General features: G+C 60.8%; 15 protein-coding genes. 7 read left to right on the top strand and 8 right to left on the bottom strand.

Annotation, left to right across the window (positions count from 1 at the left end; translation table 11 throughout):
• Positions 1 to 51: 51 nt before the first annotated feature.
• The 3 genes from ATU_RS21135 to ATU_RS21125 form a co-directional block, all read right to left on the bottom strand.
• Positions 52 to 1014 carry a 2-hydroxyacid dehydrogenase gene (locus ATU_RS21135; protein ID WP_010973912.1) on the bottom strand — a complete coding sequence of 321 codons (963 nt, stop codon included), beginning with the start codon at positions 1012 to 1014 and terminating at the stop codon, positions 52 to 54.
• 452 nt (positions 1015 to 1466) lie between these two features.
• Entirely contained in the window at positions 1467 to 2489 is a 1023-nt protein-coding gene (locus ATU_RS21130) for a LacI family DNA-binding transcriptional regulator (RefSeq protein ID WP_004433466.1), read from the bottom strand.
• A gap of 132 nt (positions 2490 to 2621) precedes the next feature.
• Positions 2622 to 3131: a MarR family winged helix-turn-helix transcriptional regulator gene (locus ATU_RS21125; protein WP_010973910.1), complete on the bottom strand. Its 510-nt coding sequence runs from the start codon at positions 3129 to 3131 to the stop codon at positions 2622 to 2624.
• A 79-nt stretch (positions 3132 to 3210) separates the two neighbouring features.
• Between ATU_RS21125 and ATU_RS21120 the strand changes: the two genes are divergently transcribed.
• The 3 genes from ATU_RS21120 (at position 3211) to ATU_RS21110 (ending at position 6731) form a co-directional block, all read left to right on the top strand.
• Positions 3211 to 4011 carry a creatininase family protein gene (locus ATU_RS21120; RefSeq protein ID WP_010973909.1) on the top strand — a complete coding sequence of 267 codons (801 nt, stop codon included), beginning with the start codon at positions 3211 to 3213 and terminating at the stop codon, positions 4009 to 4011.
• 115 nt (positions 4012 to 4126) lie between these two features.
• A complete protein-coding gene (locus ATU_RS21115; protein ID WP_010973908.1) occupies positions 4127 to 5254 on the top strand; it encodes a CobW family GTP-binding protein in 1128 nt (375 codons plus the stop codon).
• Positions 5255 to 5738: 484 nt separating this feature from the next.
• Positions 5739 to 6731: a WD40 repeat domain-containing protein gene (locus tag ATU_RS21110; RefSeq protein WP_010973907.1), complete on the top strand. Its 993-nt coding sequence runs from the start codon at positions 5739 to 5741 to the stop codon at positions 6729 to 6731.
• 212 nt (positions 6732 to 6943) lie between these two features.
• Here the strand turns inward: ATU_RS21110 and ATU_RS21105 are convergent, their stop codons facing one another.
• Positions 6944 to 8125: an MFS transporter gene (locus ATU_RS21105; protein ID WP_035257777.1), complete on the bottom strand. Its 1182-nt coding sequence runs from the start codon at positions 8123 to 8125 to the stop codon at positions 6944 to 6946.
• 248 nt (positions 8126 to 8373) lie between these two features.
• On the opposite strand from ATU_RS21105, the gene ATU_RS21100 reads away from it, so the two are divergent.
• Positions 8374 to 9015 carry a DUF1007 family protein gene (locus tag ATU_RS21100; protein WP_035257702.1) on the top strand — a complete coding sequence of 214 codons (642 nt, stop codon included), beginning with the start codon at positions 8374 to 8376 and terminating at the stop codon, positions 9013 to 9015.
• Positions 9009 to 10058 (top strand): nickel/cobalt transporter, encoded by a 1050-nt coding sequence (locus ATU_RS21095; protein ID WP_010973904.1) that lies wholly within the window; start codon positions 9009 to 9011, stop codon positions 10056 to 10058. The genes ATU_RS21100 and ATU_RS21095 overlap by 7 nt, the downstream gene beginning before the upstream one ends.
• Positions 10059 to 10138: 80 nt before the next feature.
• Here ATU_RS21095 and ATU_RS21090 read toward each other — a convergent pair whose 3' ends face one another.
• The 4 genes from ATU_RS21090 to ATU_RS21075 form a co-directional block, all read right to left on the bottom strand.
• The gene (locus ATU_RS21090; protein WP_010973903.1) at positions 10139 to 10384 is read right to left on the bottom strand and encodes a hypothetical protein; all 246 of its coding nucleotides are present in this window, start codon (positions 10382 to 10384) and stop codon (positions 10139 to 10141) included.
• Entirely contained in the window at positions 10371 to 11063 is a 693-nt protein-coding gene (locus ATU_RS21085) for a GNAT family N-acetyltransferase (RefSeq protein ID WP_010973902.1), read from the bottom strand. Before ATU_RS21085 ends, ATU_RS21090 begins: the two co-directional genes overlap by 14 nt.
• 257 nt (positions 11064 to 11320) lie before the next feature.
• Positions 11321 to 12016 (bottom strand): tellurite resistance TerB family protein, encoded by a 696-nt coding sequence (locus tag ATU_RS21080; protein WP_010973901.1) that lies wholly within the window; start codon positions 12014 to 12016, stop codon positions 11321 to 11323.
• Between the two features lie 122 nt (positions 12017 to 12138).
• Complete coding sequence (locus ATU_RS21075; protein WP_010973900.1) at positions 12139 to 12777, bottom strand: 2-dehydro-3-deoxy-phosphogluconate aldolase; 639 nt, start codon at positions 12775 to 12777, stop codon at positions 12139 to 12141.
• Between the two features lie 171 nt (positions 12778 to 12948).
• On the opposite strand from ATU_RS21075, the gene ATU_RS21070 reads away from it, so the two are divergent.
• Positions 12949 to 13437 (top strand): CYTH domain-containing protein, encoded by a 489-nt coding sequence (locus ATU_RS21070; RefSeq protein WP_006316661.1) that lies wholly within the window; start codon positions 12949 to 12951, stop codon positions 13435 to 13437.
• Entirely contained in the window at positions 13421 to 14329 is a 909-nt protein-coding gene (locus ATU_RS21065; protein ID WP_010973899.1) for a CHAD domain-containing protein, read from the top strand. The genes ATU_RS21070 and ATU_RS21065 overlap by 17 nt, the downstream gene beginning before the upstream one ends.
• The last annotated feature ends 217 nt before the right edge of the window (positions 14330 to 14546 follow it).

Here is a 14546-nt window from a genome sequence, read left to right as displayed (position 1 = left end):
GCGACGTGGTTGGATCCTCGGGACAAGCCCGAGGATGACGGGGGAAAGGCATCACCCCTTGACGGGCGTCTCCGGCACCGGTGTCAGCACCTTGCCATCCCTGAACCAGCCGAGAATATTGTCCGCCACAAGGTCGGCCATGGCGTTGCGCGTCGGAACCGAGGCGGAGGCGACATGCGGCAGCAGGGAGACATTCGGCAGGGCGAGGAAAGCTTCCGGCACCTTCGGCTCGGCATAAAACACGTCGAGACCGGCAGCACCCAAAGCACCGCTCTGCAACGCCTGCAGCAGCGCATCCTCATCGACGCTGGAGCCACGGCCGACATTGATGAACACGCCCTGCGCCCCAAGCGCCGCCAGGATGTCGGCATTGATCGCCTTGTGCGTCTCCGGCGTGCCGGGCACGATGCAGATCAGGATATCGACGGCCTCAGCCATCTCTTTCAGCGAACCGTAATAGGTGTAGGAGAGTTCGTCGCGCTTGCTGCGGGTATGGTAACCGATTTCCACCTTGAAGGGCTCGAGCCGCTTGGCGATTTCCTGGCCGATGCGGCCCATGCCGAAGAGACCGACCTTGCGGCCGCGCAACGAAAACGGCGATAGCGCAAACGGGCCTTCGCCAACCCATTTGCCATCACGCAGCCACGTCTCGGCCTGATAAAGACGGCGCACGGTGTTGATCAACAGCGCAATCGTCGTATCCGCCACTTCGTCATTCAGCACATCGGGCGTATTCGTCACCACGATGCCGCGCGTGGCGGCGTGTTTGGCGTCGACACCGTCATAACCCACGCCAAAATTGGCGATGATCTCGAGCTTCGGCAGTGCGTCGATCCACTTGGCGTTGACGACACCGGAAACGGCGATGGCATTGATGCGCTCGGCCGCACCCTCAGGCAGAACCGGCTCGGCACCGGCAGGCACTGCCACGATCTCAACCTTGCATTCAAGGCGCTCGAGAACGCGCGGGTTTATCTTGCCGGGAACGAGAACGACGGCCTTTTTGTCAGACATGAGCGGATATTCCTCCAGATAGCATTCCGATATCAGGAGCGGGCTTTGGGCGAACCACTCGCCATCCCACTCCTCTGGGCGACGATCTTTTCAAACAACGGCGGCCGTGAAAAGGGCAATAAGGGGATGTTATGGGGGCAGACGGAGGTTTCATGCCGATTTTTTGCGGCGTCCGCCACCGGCAAAAGGACCGGGTCCACGACTGTCCGGTTTAAATCGAAAAGGCGATGAGGAGGACGGAAACATATAGCTTCCGTCATTCCGGCCCTGAGCCGGAATCCAGCCGCCGCGCGTCCGCGCGGCGAGAAGAATCTTTTCAGCCCAATGAGTTGGGCTGGCTGGATACCGGCTCAAGGCCGGTATGACGGAGGAAGGAAACGTCGCCGGCGACTATGGGCAACGCGCAGTCAGCCGGCTCAGGGTCGGAATAACTGATGAAAGCGATATCGAGCTCACACCCGCGGCCGTACCGGCCCCGTCGACTGGCGGATGCGCATCTCCGGTTTGATGAGGTGAATGCCATCAGGCTCGTGACTGCCCGCCAGCCTGTCCAGCAGCGCGCGGGCCGCAAGACGCCCGACCTCGGCCTGGCCGTTGGAAACGGTGGTCAGCGCCGGGGTGGCGATGGCCGCTTCTTCCAGGTCGTCGTAGCCCGTCACGGAGATATCGACGCCCGGCACCAGTCCGGCGCGGGAAATGCCGTTCATGAGACCGATGGCGACGAGATCATTCCAGCAGACGGCGGCTGTAGGCTTCTGCGGCAGCGAGAGGAAATGCACCGCCGCTTCAAAGCCGCCCTGCTTGGAGCGCGGGCCGGGAATACGCAGGTTCGGATCGACCTCGATGCCCGCCTTGCGCAGTGCGTTGACGTAACCCTGATACCGGTCGCGGCCGGTCGATGTCTGGTCGGTGCCGCCGACCATGGCGATGGTGCGGTGGCCGAGGCTGATGAGGTGGTTGGTGGCCAGCGAAATGCCGTAGCTGTCATCGCCGCGATAGGTCGGCATGTCGACGCCGTCCATCGAACGGGCCACCAGAATGGCGGGCATGCCGTTTTCTTCAGCCAGCGTCATATCCTCGATCGGCGTGCCGATGGCCGGCGACATGATGATGCCATCCGAACCAAGCTGCAGCAGCGTTTCGATGAAGGTGCGCTGTTTTTCCACCGAATCATAATGGTTGGACAGGATGAAGGTCTGGCGGCTGCGGTCCAGCTCGCTTTCGATGGCTTTCAGGATTTCGCCGTAGAACGGGTTCATCACATCATGGAACACCACGCCGACAATGCCGGAGCGCGAGGTGCGCAGGCTGGCGGCGCGGCGGTTGTAGATATAACCCAGCGCCCGCGCCTGTTCCTTGATCTTGTCACGCGTATCGGAAGCGACCAACGGGCTGTCGCGCAATGCCAGCGAAATGGTGGCGGTCGAAAGACCAAGGCTCTCGGCAATCGTCGACAGTTTAACCTTTTGTGCCATGGCATTCCTCCCCAAACGCATGTCAGCGACGGACGTCCCTGTTTAAATCGCAATTAAACAATTTAAACAAAATCCGCAACCTGTTTAAGAATGCCCATAAAAACAGAGGGCGCGTTTAAAAATTTCAACAAATTATTGAAGATTGGCGTCGATTGCCTTGAGAAGTTTAACAACGTTGCGAATATCCTTGGCCGAAAGCCCCTCTATGGCCCTTGCCCCGCAATCGGCTATTGATGTGTTGATGTGGTCGACACTCTTCAGGCCCGCTTCCGTCAGCTTCACCAGTGTCACACGGCCGTCCTCATCGTCACCGCTGCGTTCCACGAAACCCTGGGCTTCCATGCGGCCGATGGTGCGCGTCATGGTTGGCGCCTTGACGCCGAGTTTCTGGGCGATCTGCCCGGGTGTCAGGCTGCCTTCCTGCGCCAGCGCCAGAATAACGCCGTCCTGGCCCGCATAAAGCCCGCTTTCCGAAAGACTATGGCTCAGCGCCGTGCGCATGGAGCGGGCGGCCTGGGTGATGGATTGCGCCAGTTCCTCCGGGTTGAAATTCTCATCCCTTTTTTTGGCGTCCTTTACCTTCTTGCTGCCCTTGTCCTTCTTGGCGCCCTTGTCCCTGTTCCCAGTTTTATCCTTGCTCATATGCGAGTGCCTTTTACCCTGTGGCGGAACCGATATATGTTGCTGGAAATCCTTACCGAATGCACGCGCGGACTGCCAGATGCCAAACTCATACACGCATTATCACGACGAAAACGTAACAGACCCTCATCTTCGCGCAACGGGCGCAATTTCTGTTCTGCCGCTCGGCGCGCACGAACAGCACGGCCCCCACCTGCCCTTCGAGACCGATACGCTGATTGCGGCGGGCATCGTCTCCCGCCTCGCCGCGGTTTTGCCGGCCCATCTGCCGGTCTCCTTCCTGCCGGTGGAGCCGGTCGGTTATTCCATCGAGCACATGGATGTGCCGGGCACGAAGACCCTGTGTTACGACGAGGCCATCGAGCGCTGGCTCGGCATCGCGGAGGCGGAATATGAAAAAGGCGTGCGCAAATTCGTGATGCTGAATGCCCATGGCGGCAATTCACCGCTGATGACCATCGTCGCCACTGAAGCCCGCGCCCGTTTCGGCATGCTGGCGGTCGCCACCAGCTGGACCCGTTTCGGGGTGCCGGCCGATATCGTGAAACCGCAGGACAAGGCAGTCGATATCCATGGCGGCGATATCGAAACATCCGTCATGCTGGCGCTTCATCCCGAACGGGTGGTGATGGAAAAGGCCGCCAATTTCCCCTCGCGCCAGAGCGATTTTTCACAGCGTTTCAGCCATCTGCGCGCCTATGGCCCGCACGCATTCGGCTGGCTGATGAGCGATTTAAACCCGGATGGCGTTGCCGGAAACGCCGCCGCCGCCTCAGCCGGAAAGGGCGAAAGGCTGATTTCCCACGCGGTCAACGGCCTTCTCGAACTGCTTGAAGATGTCCACGCTTTTGACATAACGTTATTTCATAACAAAATTTGAAAAACTCAACCGAAACCGGCCAGAATCCCTTTGAACTGCCCTGATATCGCGCCTATATGGACGACGACACTTATTCCTTAAGGCCGCGACAGGCCTTGCTCCACACGAGGTTTCCATGACCGAAACAGCACCAGCCAAGCCCATTCCAGTCACCGTCCTGACGGGATATCTCGGCGCCGGCAAGACGACGCTTCTCAACCGCATTCTCTCCGAGAACCACGGCAAGAAATACGCTGTCATCGTCAATGAATTCGGCGAGATCGGCATCGACAACGATCTGATCGTCGAATCCGACGAGGAAATCTACGAAATGAACAATGGCTGCGTGTGCTGCACGGTGCGCGGCGACCTCATCCGCGTCGTGGAAGGCCTGATGCGCCGTCCCGGCCGTTTCGACGGCATCATCGTCGAGACGACAGGCCTTGCCGATCCGGTGCCCGTCGCCCAGACCTTCTTCATGGATGACGACGTGCGCGCCAAGACCGAGCTTGATGCCGTCGTTGCCCTCGTTGACGCCAAGCACCTGCCGCTGCGCCTGAAGGACAGCCGCGAGGCTGAAGACCAGATCGCCTTTGCCGATGTCGTCGTCGTCAACAAGACCGACCTCGTGACGCCGGAAGAAGTCGCCCGCATCGAAGATATCGTGCGTGCCATCAATCCTTCCGCCCGCATCTACAAGACCACCCGTTCCGGCGTCGATCTCGCCCGGGTTCTCGATCAGGGCGCCTTCAACCTGGAACGTGCACTCGAAAACGATCCGCATTTCCTCGAGCACGGCCACGAGGATCATGCCTGCGGCCCCGATTGCGATCATCACCATCATGATCATGGGCACGATCACGGCCATGACCACCATCATCACGACCATGACCACGGGCATCATGACCATGCGCACGACCATGGCCACGATCACCACCACGGCGCGGTCTCGCCGATCCATGATGTGACAGTGCAGTCGGTTTCGCTGCGCGGCGGCGAAATGAACCCCGAGCGGTTCTTCCCGTGGATCCAGAAGGTCACCCAGACCGATGGCCCGAACATCCTGCGCCTCAAGGGCATCATCGCCTTCAAGGGCGATGCGGAACGTTACGTGGTGCAGGGCGTGCACATGATCATCGAGGGCGACCACCAGCGCCCGTGGAAGGAAGACGAAAAGCGCGAAAGCCGCCTCGTCTTCATCGGCCGCGAACTGGATCGCGAGAAGCTGGAAAACAGCTTCAAAGCCTGCCTCGCGACGGCCTGATCGTCTGGCCCCGTTACCCCGGCCTCGAGCCGGGGTGCGGCTGCGTCCGTCATCTGCCTGACGCGCGCTCTTCGACACCCTACACGACAGTTGAAAATCAGCGACACTCCGGCGCTCCGGGTTCACCCCCCTCTGTCCTGCCGGACATCTCCCCCTCAAGGAGGGAGATCGGCAAGACGATCTCTTGTCACCTCATTCTCGACCGTCGAGAGTTGCGAAACCTCGCCACGGAACGATCTCCCCCCTTGAGGGGGAGATGTCCGGCAGGACAGAGGGGGGTAAGCCCGGAGCGCTGGAGCGTCGATGATTTTTAACTGTCGTGTAGGGTGGTTCCTCGACCGCAGAGCGCTCTATCTCCTTGATTTCACGAATCGTGCAACCGTAAAAGCGGTTCCGCTTTTGCCGGAAATGCTCTAGAACCATGCCAGCCAGCGGGAACGACGCTCCCGCCAATTTCGAAACAGATATGAAAGACTGATGCCCCATGCCGACTGTTGCCCCGCTTGATATCGAAGGCCACGTGGTCTCGACCCATTTTCTCGGTGACATTCCGCTGTTTGCCACCGCCGCCGGCACCATTCACCGGCTGGATGGCGGCGAAAAGGTGACGGAGGCGCATGACGGGCTTCTGACCTGCATCCGTGATCCCTATAGCGCCACGCTGCTTTCCGGCGGCGAAGACGGGCGGGTGCTGCGCATCGGCCATGATGGCAGCATCAGCGAGATCGCCAATGTGCCGCGTAAATGGGTGGGCGTCGTTGCCGGCGGGCCGCAGAAGGCGGTCGCTTATGGTGTCGGCAAGTCCAGCTTCGTGCGGCTGTCGGACTGCACGGTCAAGGAATTCAAGGAAGAGCGTACGGTTGAGGCGATCGCCTTTGCGCCGAAGGGCCTGCGCATTGCCGTTGCCCGTTATAACGGCGTGACGCTGCATTGGGTGGCGACAGCAGGCGATCCCGTCGATCTGGAATGGAAGGGCGCCCATACCGGCGTCACCTTCTCGCCCGACGGCAAGTTCCTCGTCACCACCATGCAGGAAAACGCCCTGCATGGCTGGAAGATGGAAGCCACCAAGGGCGGCATGGAAGCCCGCCATATGCGCATGACGGGTTATCCCGCCAAGGTGAAGTCCATCTCATGGTCGGTGAAGGGCAAGTGGCTCGCCTCATCGGGCGCGCCGGCTGCCATCGTCTGGCCGTTCTCCGGTAAGGATGGCCCGATGGGCAAGGCCCCGGAAGAACTCGGCAGCCGCGCCAACATCATGGCCACCAATGTCGCCTTCCACCCGGTGGAAGACGTGCTCGCAATCGGCTTCATCGACGGCATGATCCTTGGCGTGCGGCTCGCGGACGGCAAGGAAGCCCTGCTGCGCCGCCCCGGCAAGGGCGCCATTACCAGCATGGACTGGAGCGCCACCGGCAATCTGCTCGCCTTCGCCTCGGAAGCGGGCGATTGCGGGATCATCGATATTTCGGCTTAAAGTGTGGTTGGCCGCGCAGCGGGCTGATTCCATTCCGCGACGTGCTCTCTTCCCTCATCCCTGTGCTTGTCACAGGGATCCAGCCAGCCTAAGTCCTTGGGCTGCAAGAACTTTTCCCGTCGCGCAGACGCGCGTCTGCTGGATGCCCGTGACTAGCACAGGAATGACGGGTGTCCGCGATGCCACGGCCACAGTCAATCCTCAGCAAAACCCTATTCACTCACCTGCCGTCGCGTCAGAAACAGCAGCAACAGCGCCGCACCCGCACCAACCGAAGCCAGCCGGATCGACGTGCCGAAGCTCGCATATTGCGACACAAACCCCATCAATGGCACCGCAAACAGGCCGGCAAGGAAGATGGAGTTCATGTAGAGCGCGGTTGCCCGCGCCGTGCGGCCGCGCGCAAAGCCCTGCACGAAGGTCAGGCAGGTGCCGGCGCACAACCCGTAATAGGCGCCTTCCATTGCCGCACCGAAAAGCATGGCCGGCAAAGTCTGAACCGAAGCGATGATGTTGAAAGCGATGATCGCCATCACCGCAGAGACGCCAAGCAGGATCCGGGCGCTGACCCGGCGCATGATCCTCGGCGCAAGCAGGATCAGCAGAACCTCCATGGCACATTTGACGCTGAGCGACAGGCCCGGCACGTAGTCCGGCAGGCCCACTTCGCGCACCAGAAACACAGGCAGGGCCGAGGCGCAGAGCGCGTGGGCGAAAGACATGCAGAAGCTGGCCGCCGCCGCCATCAACAGCGGCAGGTTGCGCCGCGTATCGGCATCACCGTCTGCCCGCCGTTCCATCGGACAGGTCTGGCCGCGCGGCACGATGGCGAGCGCCAGCCCGGCCCAGATGGCTGCCATCATCATGGCATTTATAAAAACCGCTTTCGCCCCGGCAAAATCGAGGATCAGGTAGGCCGCGGCCGGAAGCAGCATCCATGCCAGCGACACCATTGTGCGCAGGACGGCGTTATATGAAGGCGCATCCAGTGCATTTACCCGGCCATAGTAGCGACCATAACTGAAAATCAGGGTACTGGCGGCATTGGAAAGCCCCATGCCCGTTGCCGTCACCGCCACCAGCAATGCCAGGTGCCCGGAGGTGGCTGCCGCCGCTGCGACAAATGCACCGAACACAGAGAGCAGCAGCAATGGCCGCACCCGCACGCCGGCATCCACGCGCTCGCCATAGAAACGGCTGGCGATGATCGACGCCACCATCGCCGTCACGCTGTAGAGACCAAGCGTGGCCGGCGGGTGACCGAGCACCTGAATGATATAAAACCCGATAAACGGCACGACAGCCGCATTGGTGCTGCCGGCGATGAAAACCAGCAGCGCGATCAGATAGGCCTGACGATCAAAAGCGCCCGGCGACGTGCTTTTCTGTAACATGGGAATCGACTGGAGACTGGCAGCGGGAAGTGGATTGGGAGCCACCATCACATCAAAAGCGTGTGCTGTTCAAGCCCGGGCGGAAGGCGTTGTGTGTTTTCGTCCCCTGCGAAGCACGACACATGACGCGTGTGCTTCCCTTGGCGTTCCGGACGTCTCCCGGGAGCGGCGCGGGATCAGGTCGAAATTCGGTCCCAATTTCTGCTAGAGTCGGACCTTCGAGATTCGAAGGCAGGACAGACCGGATAATGAACAGACGACTATTGCTCCTTGCGGCTGGCCTGACCTCCATTCCCATTGCCGCTTCGGCGCATCCGCACATCTTTGCGGAAGCCCGCATGGAAATCGTCGAGGGGCCGAACGGCACCATTCAGGAAGTACGCAACATCTGGCGTTTCGACGAGATGTTCTCGGCAAGCGTGGTGATGGACTACGACAAGAACAGCGACCTGAAGCTGGACAAGGACGAGCTGGCCGAGATCGGCAATACGGTCAAGGAATCGCTTGCTGAATATTCCTATTACACCTTTATCACCGCCAACGGGAAACCGGTGGAATTCGGCAAGCCCGACGCCATTCATGTGGATTACAAGGATCAGCAGATCCTGATGTTCTTTTCCGTGAAGCCGGCTAAACCTCTATCCATCAAGGGCAAGCTCAGCTTCGGCGCCTGGGATCCGACCATGTATACGGCGATCGATTTTGCCAAGGACGGCGATATCGCCACCGAGGGCAAGGATCTGAATGCCTGCAAGCACCATATCGTGCGCCCCGATCCCGACGAGGTAATCTCGCAGAACCAGAGTTCGCTCACCGACGCCTTCTTCAACGATCCGACGGGCACCGACATGACAAAACTCTTCGCCACCCGGCTGGAGATATCATGCTGAGCCGCAGGGCAAGCCTTGCCGCCATCGCCATCGGCCTCATCGCGGCTGCCGGTGCGGCTCATGCGCAGTCACCGCTCGGCATCGGTTCGGCGGAGCCATCCTTTTCCCTCGGCGGGCCCTTTGCGCCGCTGATGCAGTGGATCAACGTGCACCAGCAGATGTTCTACCGGGCGCTGACCGGCGCGCTGAAGGCGATGCGTGAGGATAGCTGGGCGCTCGGTTCGCTGATCGGCCTTTCCTTTGCTTATGGCGTTTTCCATGCCGCCGGCCCCGGTCACGGCAAGGCGGTTATCTCTTCTTATATGATCGCCAATGAAACGCAGCTGAGACGCGGCATCCTGATTTCCTTCGTCTCCGCGCTCATTCAGGGTTTGATGGCCATTGGCCTTGTGGGTGCTGCCTGGCTGGTGCTGCGCGGCACCTCCATCACCATGACCAAGGCGACGCAGGCGATGGAGATCGCCAGCTTCGCCATGGTGGCGCTGTTCGGCGCCTGGCTCTTGGTGCGAAAGCTCTGGTCGCTTCGCATCCGGCGCGAACCGGTGCCCGTCTTCGCCACCGCGGGCGAGGCCCCGGCGGCCCGAACCAACGGCATGGGCACGGGCCTGCGGTTCCAGGGCAAGCCGGTCTTTGCGGATCATGATCATAACGGCACCGGCGATCTCTGCACCGCCTGCGGAAAGTCGCACGCACCCGATCCCATGCTCTTGAAGGGCAAAAATTTCAGCCTGCATGAAGCATGGTCGGCCATTATCGCGGTCGGCCTCAGGCCCTGTTCCGGCGCGATCATCGTCATGAGCTTTGCGCTTTTGAACGGGCTTTATCTCGGCGGTGTGCTTTCCGTGCTCGCCATGTCGCTCGGCACCGCCATCACGGTATCGGCTCTCGCCATCATGGCCGTTTCCGCCAAGGGGCTTGCCGTGCGCTTCGCCGGCCCCGGCAGCCGCAAGGCCGCCGGCATCAGCCACGCGATCGAGATCGCCGGCGCGCTTTTCGTGCTGATCATGGGGCTGCTGCTGCTCGGCGCGTCGCTTCAGTTCTAAAGCATTTCCAGTAAAACTGCGGAGCGGTTTTACGCCCGGAAAATACGATAAAACGAAGAAGTAGAGCACATTTTAGTGCCCTACCCGTCGCGGCGGCGCTGGTACCGCGCCCGCAGCCAGAACAGCAGGAAAAAACACAGCACCGCCACCGTGCCAAAACCGGCGGCGAGCCAGGGCGAATAATCACCCAGCCACAGCATGATCTTCGGCATGACGAAGAAGACCAGCCCAAAGCCGATGATGATGAGGGCGGCGGCGATAGCCGGCGACCAATCCTTCTTGCCGCTGGTCGGCTTTGCAGATGTCGGTTTCTCAGGCGCTGGCATTGGTCAGCTCCGCGCGTATATCCTCGAGCTTGCGCTTCTGGTTGCCATCAGAGGCAAAATTATCAGGTGAAAGCCAGGCTTCGAAGGCCTTGCCGATCAGCGGCCATTCACCGTCGATCATCGAAAACCAAGCCGTATCGCGGTTTTGCCCCTTCGAGACCATATGCTGGCGGAAGACACCCTCGAAGGTGAAGCCATACCGTTTCGCGGTGATCTTGGAGGGCTCGTTTTGATTGTGGCATTTCCACTCGTAACGGCGATACCCCAGATCCTCGAACACATGTCTCGCCATCAGATAATGGGCTTCCGTCGCGAGCGGCGAGCGTTTCATCTTCGCGCCATGGGCGACGGAACCGACCTCGACCACGCCATTGGCGGGATCGGGCCGCATGTAGCTCGCCATACCGACGACCTCGCCGGTGGCATTTTCGACAAAGATGAGCGTCACCCAGTTGAGCTTTTCGCCTGCACCGATGAGCCAGTCACCAAAGGCATCGGCATCGGGAAAGGCGCTTTGCGGGAAATATTTGAGCAGCGCATTCACGCCCTCGCCGCCAAGTGCTGTCCAGAGCTTTTCGAGATGTTTTTCGCGATCGAACTGCTCGGCGGTTACGTAACTGCCCTTCAGCACCACCGGCTTGGGCGCCGGACATCCTTTGAAATCACTCAGATCGCGCATTCTCTTCCCCATTTGCTGGGAGAAGGATTAGGGCAAGCGGGGCGGGATGACAACAGTGGATGTGGCGTTCTTGGTGGGTGGCGCTCACCCCCCTCTGCCCTGCCGGGCATCTCCCCCTCAAGGGGGGAGATCGACATGAGGCGGCCTCTCGGCCATCCTCAACGTTGCGAGTGAGCGAGCGTTACCTGCTGGCTGATCTCCCCCCTTGAGGGGGAGATGCCCGGCAGGGCAGAGGGGGGTGAACCCCAAACTCCGACTTACACCTTCGCCGCCACCACGGTCGCCTCAATATGATCCACCAGCGCATCCGGCAGCCCCAGACGCCCGGCGAGAAGGTCTAGATACCCCCGCTCCGCCCGCGTATCCGCCTCGATTGCAAGCCTTGAGGCCGTATAAAGCTCCACCTTCTGCTCTTCGGTGCGGGCAGCAGCCACCAGCGCATCGATATCGAGCGGATCGGCCAGTTCCTTTTCCAGGAACCGCTCGGCTTCCGTGTCGAGGCCGGAGATCTGCACCTTGTCCATGATATTGGCGCGCTCCTTCTCATCGATATGACCATCGGCCTTGGCGGCGGCGATCATCGCCTGGATGAGCTTCAGCGCAAAATCATTGGAAAGGGCTGGAGATTGCGGGTGAAAGGCGGAATCGGCCGGCGGGGCGAGAAGCTCCGGTTCGGGTTTCGGCGCGGCTTCAGGCGTCTGGCCGGATTTGTAGTTCTTGTAGGCGAGATAACCGAGGCCGGCGATGGCGGCGACACCGCCGATGGTGGCGACATTGCCCGCGAGCTTGCGACCGGTCTTGGTGCCGAAAATGGCGGCGGCAAGGGCACCGGCCTTCAGGGGATTGTTCTTGGCGATATCGGCGGCCTGCCCGGCTCTGTCACGGACGCTTCCCGAAAGGCCCGGCACCTGCGAGCCGAGGAATTGTTCAAGAAGCTTCTTGGCGTCGAACATCAAAATCTCCTGTAGAGGTCAAATCTACAGGGGAGATAGGAAGCCGTGGGCCGAATACAAATGTCAAACCCGCTCACGCCTTCGTGAACGGGTTTGACAGAGCTCATATCAGCTGCGCAAAATCAGCCGCGCAGCGCAGCCGCTTCGGCAGCAAGCTTGGTGATGCCTGCCCAGTCGCCGGTCGCCACCAGTTCGCGCGGGGCAACCCAGGAACCGCCGACGCAGACGACATTCGGCAGCGACAGGTAATCATTGGCATTCTTCAGCGATACGCTGCCGGTCGGGCAGAATACCGTTCCGGCGAGCGGCGAAGACAGCGCCTTGAGGTAAGGCGCACCGCCGGCCTGTTCGGCCGGGAAGAACTTCAGCACCTTGTAGCCCTCGTCGCGCAGCGCCATCACTTCGCTGGCCGTGGCGGCACCGGGAAGCAGCGGCACCCTGGAACCGCGCGCGGCTTCCAGCACGCTTTTATTGATGCCGGGGCTGACGATGAAGGTGGAGCCCGCTTCGGCCGCCGCTTCGAAATCCTTAGCGTTCAGGATGGTGCCGGCGCCGACATGGGCGCCTTCCACTTCCGCGGCAACCGCACGGATGGCATCGAGTGCCGCCGGCGTGCGCATGGTGATCTCGATTGCCTTCAGGCCGCCCGCGACCAAAGCGCGCGCCAGGGGAACGGCGGAAGCGGCATCATCCACGATCAGCACCGGCACGACCGGCTGCAGTTTGAGGATGGAGAGAAGTTTTTCGGAATCCTGGGCCAAGACGAGCCTCCTTGCGCGATTGAAACGATTGAAATCCCGTTTACCGATTAGCCTGCCCCGGCTTTGATGTCGAGGCATGGCGGGGCCATTTTTTATCCAGATACTTCAATCAATTCGCTTCTTCATGAAGCTCTCTTGCGATAATCTGACCCCCCAGTTTGCGGAGACAGCATGGCCAAGGAAATCGAACGGAAGTTTCTTGTTGCAGGCGGTGAATGGCGCGATGAGGTGACACATAGCATGGCTTTTCGGCAGGCATATGTCGCCTCGCTGGAAAATCGCTCGGTCCGGGTCAGGATCGTCGACGGGCGTGATGCCACACTGACCATCAAGATCGGCGCAAGCGCGCTTGTCCGCGATGAATATGAATATTCCATTCCCCTCAAAGACGCAGAAGAGCTGATGGCGAGCGCACCGGGCGTGGTGATCGAGAAGACGCGCCACACGGTGGACCATGGCGGCTTCACCTGGGAGGTGGATGTTTTCGAAGGACAATATCGCGGGCTGGTCGTGGCCGAAGTCGAGATGAATGACGAGAATGCCAATCCCGATCTGCCGTCCTGGCTGGGCAGGGAAGTCACCGGGGACAAGCGCTTCTCCAACCAGTCGCTTGCCATGGACTGTCCGAACGGAGACCTGTCGGATGCCCTTCAGAATTGATCCGAAAAAGCCCTTTGGCGATGAAATCCGCCGGGCCGGACTGGAACTGATCGACGATGCGGTCACCATCCTGCGCGACCAGCCGTCGGGATCGCATGAGGCGGTGCACGATGCCCGCAAGCGCTTCAAGCGGTTGCGGGCGCTCTATCGCCTGATCCGCAAGGTGGCGCCAGATTTCGCCCGCGAGGAAAATACGCGCTTCCGCGATATCGCCCGCTCGCTCGCCTTTGCGCGTGATGCGACGGCGCTGGTGGAAACCGCGGAATATCTCGAGGCCTTTGCGGCTTCCGATACGCAGGGCGAGGCATTGCGGTCGGTTACCGTGATGCTGCGCGAGCGCCGCGACGATGCCCTTGACCACGAAGCCGGTCTCGATGAGGCGATTGCGGCGGCCATTGCCGGCTGCGAAAAGGGACGCGAAAGGCTGGAGGACCTTTCCCTGCCTGATGACCTGAACAAGACCGCAAGACTGGTGAGAACCGGCTGGGCGAAACAGAGGGTCAAAGCGCGCAAGGCGCTCTCCTGTTGTCGCGAGCAGGCGGATGTCGAACATTTCCACGAATTGCGCAAGGCGGGCCAGACCTACTGGATGCATCTTGGCCTGATGCGCCGCCTCTGGCCGTCTGCCATGCGCGCCAAGCGCGCCGACACCAAGCGGCTGGTCGATATTCTCGGCCACGAGCATGATCTCTCCGTCCTCACCGCCGTCGCCGATCGGGAACCGGACCGTTTCGGCAATGGCGAACGGCTGGCCCTGCTGCTTGCTGCAATCATTGAACGGCAGCAGGCGCTGCGTGCCGAAGGCCTTGTACTGGCCGACGAGGTGTTTTCCGAATCCGCCCGCACGGAAAGCCGCATCGTCGGCCTGCTGTGGCGGCAGGCGGCGAAATAGGCTGAAGACGGCGGTGTTGGGAAAGGGCGTCATACCACACTCGGCGTCATCCTCGGGCTTGTCCCGAGGATCTGCAACGTGTCGGTTTACGTGACGTGGTTAGATCCTTGGGACAAGCCCAAGGATGACGGAAGCGGGGTGTTGCGGTCTCACCAATCCCGGGTTTGAGCATGAAGCGCCTGCCCTCTTTTTCATCCTTGGATCTGATATTTGACGA

Source organism: Agrobacterium fabrum str. C58, from assembly GCF_000092025.1.
Lineage (GTDB): Bacteria > Pseudomonadota > Alphaproteobacteria > Rhizobiales > Rhizobiaceae > Agrobacterium > Agrobacterium fabrum.
The sequence above is the reverse complement of the archived record's forward strand: the minus strand, read 5'-3'. Positions and strand labels throughout refer to the sequence as shown.

Coding starts and splice junctions, on each gene's coding strand:
- ATU_RS21120 (WP_010973909.1), top strand. CDS start 3,211: ATGCCAAACTCATACACGCATTATCACGACGAAAACGTAACAGACCCT.
- ATU_RS21105 (WP_035257777.1), bottom strand. CDS start 8,125: ATGTTACAGAAAAGCACGTCGCCGGGCGCTTTTGATCGTCAGGCCTAT.
- ATU_RS21090 (WP_010973903.1), bottom strand. CDS start 10,384: ATGCCAGCGCCTGAGAAACCGACATCTGCAAAGCCGACCAGCGGCAAG.
- ATU_RS21125 (WP_010973910.1), bottom strand. CDS start 3,131: ATGAGCAAGGATAAAACTGGGAACAGGGACAAGGGCGCCAAGAAGGAC.
- ATU_RS21095 (WP_010973904.1), top strand. CDS start 9,009: ATGCTGAGCCGCAGGGCAAGCCTTGCCGCCATCGCCATCGGCCTCATC.
- ATU_RS21115 (WP_010973908.1), top strand. CDS start 4,127: ATGACCGAAACAGCACCAGCCAAGCCCATTCCAGTCACCGTCCTGACG.
- ATU_RS21135 (WP_010973912.1), bottom strand. CDS start 1,014: ATGTCTGACAAAAAGGCCGTCGTTCTCGTTCCCGGCAAGATAAACCCG.
- ATU_RS21070 (WP_006316661.1), top strand. CDS start 12,949: ATGGCCAAGGAAATCGAACGGAAGTTTCTTGTTGCAGGCGGTGAATGG.
- ATU_RS21065 (WP_010973899.1), top strand. CDS start 13,421: ATGCCCTTCAGAATTGATCCGAAAAAGCCCTTTGGCGATGAAATCCGC.
- ATU_RS21130 (WP_004433466.1), bottom strand. CDS start 2,489: ATGGCACAAAAGGTTAAACTGTCGACGATTGCCGAGAGCCTTGGTCTT.
- ATU_RS21080 (WP_010973901.1), bottom strand. CDS start 12,016: ATGTTCGACGCCAAGAAGCTTCTTGAACAATTCCTCGGCTCGCAGGTG.
- ATU_RS21110 (WP_010973907.1), top strand. CDS start 5,739: ATGCCGACTGTTGCCCCGCTTGATATCGAAGGCCACGTGGTCTCGACC.
- ATU_RS21085 (WP_010973902.1), bottom strand. CDS start 11,063: ATGCGCGATCTGAGTGATTTCAAAGGATGTCCGGCGCCCAAGCCGGTG.
- ATU_RS21100 (WP_035257702.1), top strand. CDS start 8,374: ATGAACAGACGACTATTGCTCCTTGCGGCTGGCCTGACCTCCATTCCC.